9 protein-coding genes and 1 tRNA gene are annotated in these 7022 nt (G+C 62.1%); 5 read left to right on the plus strand and 5 right to left on the minus strand.

Annotated features, from left to right (window positions below):
• Positions 1-304: 304 nt before the first annotated feature.
• Genes PDO_RS07070 through PDO_RS07080 form a run of 3 tightly spaced genes read right to left on the minus strand, consistent with a single transcriptional unit; the run spans position 305 to position 1945 of the window.
• Positions 305-883 (minus strand): cob(I)yrinic acid a,c-diamide adenosyltransferase, encoded by a 579-nt coding sequence (locus PDO_RS07070; RefSeq protein WP_007599726.1) that lies wholly within the window; start codon positions 881-883, stop codon positions 305-307.
• Between the two features lie 11 nt (positions 884-894).
• Positions 895-1092, minus strand: coding sequence for a twin transmembrane helix small protein (locus tag PDO_RS07075; RefSeq protein ID WP_007599728.1), 198 nt, complete (start codon positions 1090-1092; stop codon positions 895-897).
• A 28-nt stretch (positions 1093-1120) separates the two neighbouring features.
• On the minus strand, positions 1121-1945 hold the full coding sequence (locus PDO_RS07080) for an SDR family oxidoreductase (protein ID WP_007599730.1): 825 nt from the start codon (positions 1943-1945) through the stop codon (positions 1121-1123).
• A gap of 88 nt (positions 1946-2033) precedes the next feature.
• On the opposite strand from PDO_RS07080, the gene PDO_RS07085 reads away from it, so the two are divergent.
• Positions 2034-2927, plus strand: a complete 894-nt coding sequence (locus PDO_RS07085; RefSeq protein WP_007599732.1) for a YihY/virulence factor BrkB family protein — start codon at positions 2034-2036, stop codon at positions 2925-2927.
• Here the strand turns inward: PDO_RS07085 and gluQRS are convergent.
• A complete protein-coding gene (gluQRS, locus tag PDO_RS07090; protein WP_007599734.1) occupies positions 2895-3788 on the minus strand; it encodes a tRNA glutamyl-Q(34) synthetase GluQRS in 894 nt (297 codons plus the stop codon). The genes PDO_RS07085 and gluQRS overlap by 33 nt on opposite strands.
• A gap of 121 nt (positions 3789-3909) precedes the next feature.
• On the opposite strand from gluQRS, the gene PDO_RS07095 reads away from it, so the two are divergent.
• Both PDO_RS07095 and PDO_RS07100 read left to right on the plus strand, forming a co-directional pair.
• Positions 3910-4551: a DNA-3-methyladenine glycosylase family protein gene (locus PDO_RS07095; protein ID WP_007599736.1), complete on the plus strand. Its 642-nt coding sequence runs from the start codon at positions 3910-3912 to the stop codon at positions 4549-4551.
• Between the two features lie 96 nt (positions 4552-4647).
• The gene (locus tag PDO_RS07100) at positions 4648-5205 is read left to right on the plus strand and encodes an HNH endonuclease (RefSeq protein WP_007599738.1); all 558 of its coding nucleotides are present in this window, start codon (positions 4648-4650) and stop codon (positions 5203-5205) included.
• Between the two features lie 49 nt (positions 5206-5254).
• Here the strand turns inward: PDO_RS07100 and PDO_RS07105 are convergent, their stop codons facing one another.
• The gene (locus tag PDO_RS07105) at positions 5255-5767 is read right to left on the minus strand and encodes a disulfide bond formation protein B (RefSeq protein ID WP_007599740.1); all 513 of its coding nucleotides are present in this window, start codon (positions 5765-5767) and stop codon (positions 5255-5257) included.
• A gap of 306 nt (positions 5768-6073) precedes the next feature.
• Between PDO_RS07105 and PDO_RS07110 the strand changes: the two genes are divergently transcribed.
• Positions 6074-6158 (plus strand) — tRNA-Leu (locus PDO_RS07110).
• An 83-nt stretch (positions 6159-6241) separates the two neighbouring features.
• A partial coding sequence (locus PDO_RS07115; RefSeq protein WP_348225821.1) for a DUF6538 domain-containing protein occupies positions 6242-7022 on the plus strand: 781 nt, incomplete at its 3' end.

A 7022-nucleotide genomic window follows, 5' to 3' on the forward strand; every position in this document is an offset into this window, starting at 1 on the left:
GAGGATTGTGACCTTGGTGCAAGGGCAAAGACAAAGACAAAGGACGATAAGACATCGCGTCGCACCGGCCTCATTTGCACAAGGTATCTTGTTTGGGCGAGCGGCCAGCCCCTTGCCGATCTCCCTCCTTGAGCGGGAGATGCCCGGCAGGGCAGAGGGGGGTATTGCCGGGTCGGAGGGGTCTTGCCGAAGGGGCAAACGATCCAGAGAATCATCTGCCGTGACGAACGAACGGCAGGGCGGAAGGATATTGCGAGGCAGACGTCATCGTCCGTGGGACAACTGACCGTCGAATACACCCCATCTACCTGTTCTTCCCCGGCACCCACAGCACATCCGCCTTGCCATCGTCATTGGCATGGCGGGCGGCGACGAAGAGGAAGTCGGAGAGCCGGTTGATGTATTTCAGCGCCGGGCCGCCGACGTTTTCGCCCTCGATGCGCGACAGGTCGACCATGATGCGCTCGGCGCGGCGTGCGATGGTGCGGGCAAGATGCAGGTGGGCGGCAGCGGGCGTGCCGCCGGGCAGGATGAAGGATTTCAGCGGGTCGAGGCGGGCATTGACCGCGTCGATTTCCTGCTCAATGCGATCGACCTGGGGCTGGATGATGCGCAGCGGCTCGTAGCTCAGCACCTCGCCGGTGTCTGGGGCGGCGAGATCGGCGCCGAGATCGAACAGGTCGTTCTGGATGCGCATCAGCATGGCGTCGAGTTCGGGCAGATCGACTGTGTGCAGGCGGGCGGTGCCGATGGCCGAATTGGTCTCGTCGATCGTGCCATAGGCATCGACGCGCAGGTCATGTTTCAGGCGGCGTGGACCGGACACCAGGGCCGTGGTGCCGTCGTCGCCGGTGCGGGTATAGATCTTGTTGAGCTTGACCATGATCGGGTTCCTCAGCGTCCGCCGCCGGTGATCCATAGCGTCAGCATGATCAGCGCAATGGCGATCGCCTGCAGCACGATGCGCGCCTGCATCAGCTTGTTCGAGGTATTGCCGCTGCCGCCCTTGAGCATGGTGAAGAGGCCGCGCATCAGGACGATCACGACAAGGCCCATGACGATCAGGGTAAGCGTAGTAAGGAAGGCTGACATGGCGTGTTTGTGCCCTTGTTGGTGCTGGTCAGTCCAGCGATCGCATCAATCTGTAGAAGAGGTCTGCCGGCAGCAGGCGCTTGAGCAGCGCACCCTGTTTCGCCGGTCGTGTCACGACGTAATGTGGGCGTGCGCGGGGCGCGGTCAAGGCATGTTGCAGGACTTTGTAGACGGCGTCCGGTCCAAGCTTGTGGCGGTTGACCGGACCGGTCCCGTCGAGCCGCGCCAGTTGCTTGCTGTAGTCTGCGGCGTGGGGCGAGTTCACAAGATCGATATTCTCGCGGATCTTTTCGAGCGCGTTGGCGGTGAAGCGGCTCTCGATCGGGCCGGGCTCGATCAGGCTGACCTGGATGCCGCTGCCTTCGAGCTCCATGCGCAGGGTCAGGCTCAGTCCCTCCAGCGCATATTTCGACGCTGTATAGGCGCCGCGCCAGCGATAGGGCAGCAGCCCGAGGATTGAGGAGCACTGGACGATACGACCGCGACGCTGGGCGCGCATCAAGGGGATGACCCGCCGCGTCAGGTCGTGCCAGCCGAAGACATTGGTTTCGAATTGCCGGCGCAAAACGTCTGTGGAGAGGTCTTCGACGGCGCCCGGCTGGCCATAGGCGCCGTTGTTGAACAGCGCATCGATCCTGCCCCCGGTGCGCTCAGTGACGGTGTCGACCAGCCTTGCGATGCTGTCGGTGTCGGTATAGTCCATGACGAAGGCCTCGATGCCTTTGTCTTCGAGCGCTTGCATCTGGTCCGGCTTGCGGACCGTGGCGAAAACCCGCCAGCCGTCGCGTTTCAGGGCTTCGGCGCAATAGGCGCCTATGCCGGACGAACAGCCGGTGACGATGATGCTGGGCAAACGAGACCTCTTGTTCCTGTACAAACGGGAACGGGTTTCCCATATTCGTCGGCGCGTGACAATCGCGCGCCGCAACCAAGGAGACGGGATGCCGGCTTTCTTCCGCATGCTCTACAAGGTCAGCTACGATGCCCTCTACCATTTTTCAGAGGACGACGGCTGGGCCATGGCGAGCCATGTCGCGCTGTCGGCGCTGCTTGCGGTGTTTCCCTTTCTGATCTTCGGTACGGCGCTGGCCGGCTTTCTCGGCGCGAACATGTTCGCCGAGACTGCGGTGCACATCATTTTCGACACCTGGCCGGAGACCATCGCCAAACCGCTGTCGGATCAGGTGGTGGAAGTGCTGACCATTCCGCGCGGCGGCTTGCTGACGGTCTCGGTTCTGGCCGCCGCCTATTTCGCCTCCAACGGCGTCGAGGCGCTGCGGGTGTCGCTCAACCGGGCCTACCGTGTGCCCGAGACGCGGCCCTGGTACATCACGCGCCTGGTCTCCTTCGGCTTCGTGCTGGGCGCGGTGGTGGTGCTGGCCGCGATCAGCGCGCTTCTGGTCGCCGTGCCCGTGGCGCTGGCCTTTGCCGAAAAATGGTTCCCGTTCCTGAAGGAGTTCCTGGCGACGATCGCCAACTGGCGCGTCTATGGCACGATCGGCCTTTTGGTCATCGGTCTGATGGTGTTTCACCTCGGCCTGCCGGCCGGGCACCGGCGTTTCTTCGACGTGCTGCCGGGTGTGCTGTTGACGCTGGTGCTCTGGCTGGTCGGGGCGCTGGTCTTTGCCTCGTATCTCGCCAGTTTCGCCAATTATGCGGCGACCTATGCGGGCCTCGCCTCGGTGATGATCGTGCTGGTCTTTCTCTACATGGTCGGCGCGATCTTCATCATCGGCGCCGAATTCAACGCGGCGCTATTGAAGTACCGCGTCGTGCCGTCCAGGCGCCGCAAGCCGCCGCGCTCAGAGGCCGACGAGGCGGCGGATATCGGCTGAGCTCGCGCCGCCCTCGCGAAGCGTCGACAGCGCGGTATCGCCATTGCTCTTCGACAATTTCCGACCATCCGGCCCGAGCAAAAGCCGGTGATGATGGTAAGCCGGGGCCGGCAGTCCGAGCAGCACCTGCAACAGTCGGTGCACGGAGGTTGCGTGAAACAGATCCAGTCCGCGCACCACATGGGTAATGCCCTGCGCAGCGTCGTCGAGGGTGACCGAAAGGTGGTAGCTCGACGGAGCGTCGGAGCGCCACAGGACGACATCGCCCCAGGCGGCCGGATCGGCGACAATCAGGCCTTTCTCGCCATCGCCTGTCTCGTCCCAGCAAAGCGCGCCGGCCTGCGCGCTGCGGATTTCGGCCAGCGCCTTTTCCATGTTCAGTCGCCAGGCGTAGCGGTCGGCGGCGGCAATTCTTTGCCGACGGGTCGACGGGTCGAGATGCCGTTCCTCCGTCGGATAGAGCGGTGCACCGTCGGGATCTCGGGGCCAGATGTCGCCACTAGCCTCGGCTGCCGCAACCCCGGCCTTGACCTCGCCGCGGGTCAGGAAGGCTGGATAGGCGAGATCGCGGGCAATCAGGTCGTCGAGGGCTGCGCGGTAGAAGGCGAAATGCTCCGACTGGCGCCGGACCGGCTTTTGCCAGCCGATACCCAACCAGTACAGATCCTCATGGATCGATCGTTCGAATTCAGGCGTGCAGCGCAGAATATCGATGTCTTCCATGCGCAGCAGCAAGCGGCCTTGCATGGCGCTCGCAATGTCGGCATTGGTCAGGGCGGACAGCGCGTGGCCGAGATGCAGCCGGCCGTTGGGGCTGGGGGCAAAACGCAGGATCGGCTCGTTGCAGACGGGCGGGCTCATGGCCCTACTTGGCATGAAACGGGTTGCGCAGAAAAGTCGCAACGGCAAAAGATCGCAGTCGATGAAACCTGCCGCAGACCAGCAAGGGGTGCAGCATGGGAAAGAGGATGGGAGATTTTCGGTGATCATCCGTAACTGGGCGGATCTGGCCTTCGGACTTGAGGCTCTGGTTGCAGCCCATCCCGGCCTTCGGCCGATTGCCGAGGGCTGCGGCGAATTGCCGCTGCGGCTGTCGGATGCCGATTTTTCCGGGCTGGCGTCAATCATCGTCTCCCAGGTTGTGTCGCGGGCAAGCGCCGATGCGATCTGGCGGCGGATGACCATCGCGCTCGGCGCGCGACCGACCGCTGCCGGCTACCTCGCCCTCGATGCCGCCGACATCGCCGCCTTCGGGCTTTCGCGCGCCAAGGCCGAGACTCTGCGGACGGTGGCGAATGCGGAGACGGAAGGCGGGCTCGTGTTGGCCGAGATCGCGGCACTGCCGGCGCCGGAGGCCGTTCGGACGCTGACCGCGCTGAAGGGTGTCGGCCCCTGGACCGCGGAGGTCTACCTGATGTTTTGCGGCGGCCATGCCGATATTTTCCCCGCTGGTGACGTGGCGCTCAGGATCGCTGTCGGCGATGTTCTGTTTGGCGGAAGACGACCGGAGATTGCCGAGGTCAAGGCGGTGGCCGAGGCCTGGTCGCCGTGGCGTTCCGTGGCGGCCCGGCTGTTCTGGGCCCATTATGCCTGCATCACCGGACGGGTGGCGGTGCCGCGCTGAGCACCGCTTTGATGCGCCATCATTATTGGGCTTCACAATGCTGTAACAACGGACCTAATATAGAATAGCAGATGCCGAATCGATCAGGAGAACGCCTTGACGATTGCAGTTTCGCCCCAGGCCCTGCCGGCGCTCGTTCTGAACGCCGACTACCGGCCACTGAGTTACTATCCCTTGTCGCTGTGGTCCTGGCAGGACGCGATCAAGGCGGTCTTCCTCGACCGTGTGAACATCATCGCCGAATATGATCAATCGGTCTGCTCGCCGAGCTTTTCGATGCGGCTTCCAAGCGTCGTCAGCCTCAAGACCTATGTGCAGCCGACGCGCAATCCGGCCTTCACCCGCTTCAACGTCTTCCTGCGCGACAGGTTCGAATGCCAGTATTGCGGCTCGGAAGACGACCTGACCTTCGACCATGTCATTCCGCGTGCCCATGGCGGCGAGACGACCTGGGAAAACGTCGTGGCGGCCTGTTCGCCCTGCAATCTGCGCAAGGGGTCGAAACTGCCGAGACAGGCCAGCATGTTCCCGCATCAGAAACCCTACCGGCCGACGGTGCAGGACCTGCACAACAACGGCCGGCGGTTTCCGCCGAACTACCTGCATGACAGCTGGGTCGACTATCTCTACTGGGATTCGGAACTGCAGCCGTAAGCGATCAGCGTCGCATTCGGGAGAGGCTCTCGAAGGCGCCTTCGGGCTTTCAGCGGCGCTTGCGCACAGTGGCCCAGATCGCGATTGCGGCGAGTGTTGCACTGGTCAGGACATTCCAGCCGGCAAAGGACAGGCCCAGCACCCGCAGCGTGGCTTCGGTGCAGGACGGCGCCTTGGTGCTGTTGAGCGCTTCGAGGACATTCGTCGGGGTTGCGCCACCGGTCGCGCCGATGCTGCAGCTGGCCGGGCCGTCCCAGAACTTCCACTCGACGCCGGAATGGTAGATGCCGAGCCCCATGCCGACCAGCATCAGCACGGTAATGATCAGGAACAGGCCACGGGTGACGACCGGCGGCAGGCGCAGCGTCGACGCGGCAAGTGCCGCAACGCCGACGCCCAGGCCGATATAATAGGGATTGCGCTGCATCAGGCAGAGCGCACAGGGCACGTAACCGCCGATATGTTCAAATCCAAGAGCGGATCCGACGACGAGCGCCATGCCGAGGGTGAGGATGCCTGCAAGGGCCGTGTCGGAATTGGCGAGGGAAGCGACAGCGCGCATCGGATATCCTTCAGAAGACAAATTCGACCGGTGAGGCGATTGACACCGCAGGGTCAGGAGCAATGTGTGTGCTGCGCCGGGCAGAAGGCAAGATGGTGGAACAGCCGCGCGGCGCGGCATTTCCGGTCCGGAATTCAGCGGACCGTTTTTATTCAAGCGGTCGATGGCTGTAAATGGCCGTCACGGCCGCTGTGGCATCCTGCAAAGGAACTTTCATGTGATCGCTTCCATGGGCAAAAAGGTGGTTGACCTGCTCGGTCTCCTTCGTATAGTCCGGCGCTGTCCACCCGGCGTTTGACGCTTTGTGCCCCATTGGCGGAACTGGTAGACGCGCTCGACTCAAAATCGAGTTCCGAAAGGAGTGCTGGTTCGATTCCGGCATGGGGCACCAAAAACGTCTAGGTAATTCAAATACCTGGTGTGTTTTCAATGGCTTGAACTTCCATCTGCTACAGCAAACTGCTACAGCGAGGCATGGAAGACATGGCCGTTTACCCTTGGTTGGCTCTCAGAAATCGCACCTACTATCTCCGCGCGCCCGTGCCGGCAGACCTTCGCGACTCGATGGGCAAATCAGAAATCTGGAAGTCGCTGAGGACGCAGGACCGGCGCAAAGCCGTTGAAAAACTGCGTCAAGAAAGCGCGATTGTCTCGCAGCAGTTCGAGAAGGAGCGCCAGCGGGCGGCTCGACTTTCGTTGCCGCCTCTTGAGGAACTCTCGGATGCGCAGATCAAGATCGTTGGGGACGTATATTTCGCTCATTTGCTTGATGAAGACGAAGAACGCAGGCTGAGTGGCTTCGAGGGTGATGACTTCGACAATATTGCCGAGTGGCAAGAGGCGCTCGATAAAGACAATCGCAGTGAGTTCGCCCGTGGTCAAATTTCCCCCTTCATGTTGGATGAGGCAGCTGAGGTCCTATCATGGGATGGTGTTGAACTTTGCCTGTCAGAGCGGTCTCATAGTTGGCCGAAGCTGGTGCGAGCTATCTACGCGGCGCGTATCAAGGCTGATCAGGTCAAGAAGCAACGTAACGCTGGCGACGTGGTGGATACCCCCAAGCCTGTCATGATCTTGATGGAGCAGCATGCCAAACCTACTCTGGAAGACGCCAAGAAGTTCTACATCATTGAGCGGGTTTCAGGGAGCGACTTCGCCCAAAAGAAGCGCAAGAACCGCCTTGAGGCTCTCATGAAGACCGTCAAAACCGCCCTGGGCGAGGTGCCGGCTCTCCCCGATTGGACCGTGGACGATG

Source organism: Rhizobium sp. PDO1-076 (assembly GCF_000247475.1).
GTDB lineage: Bacteria > Pseudomonadota > Alphaproteobacteria > Rhizobiales > Rhizobiaceae > Allorhizobium.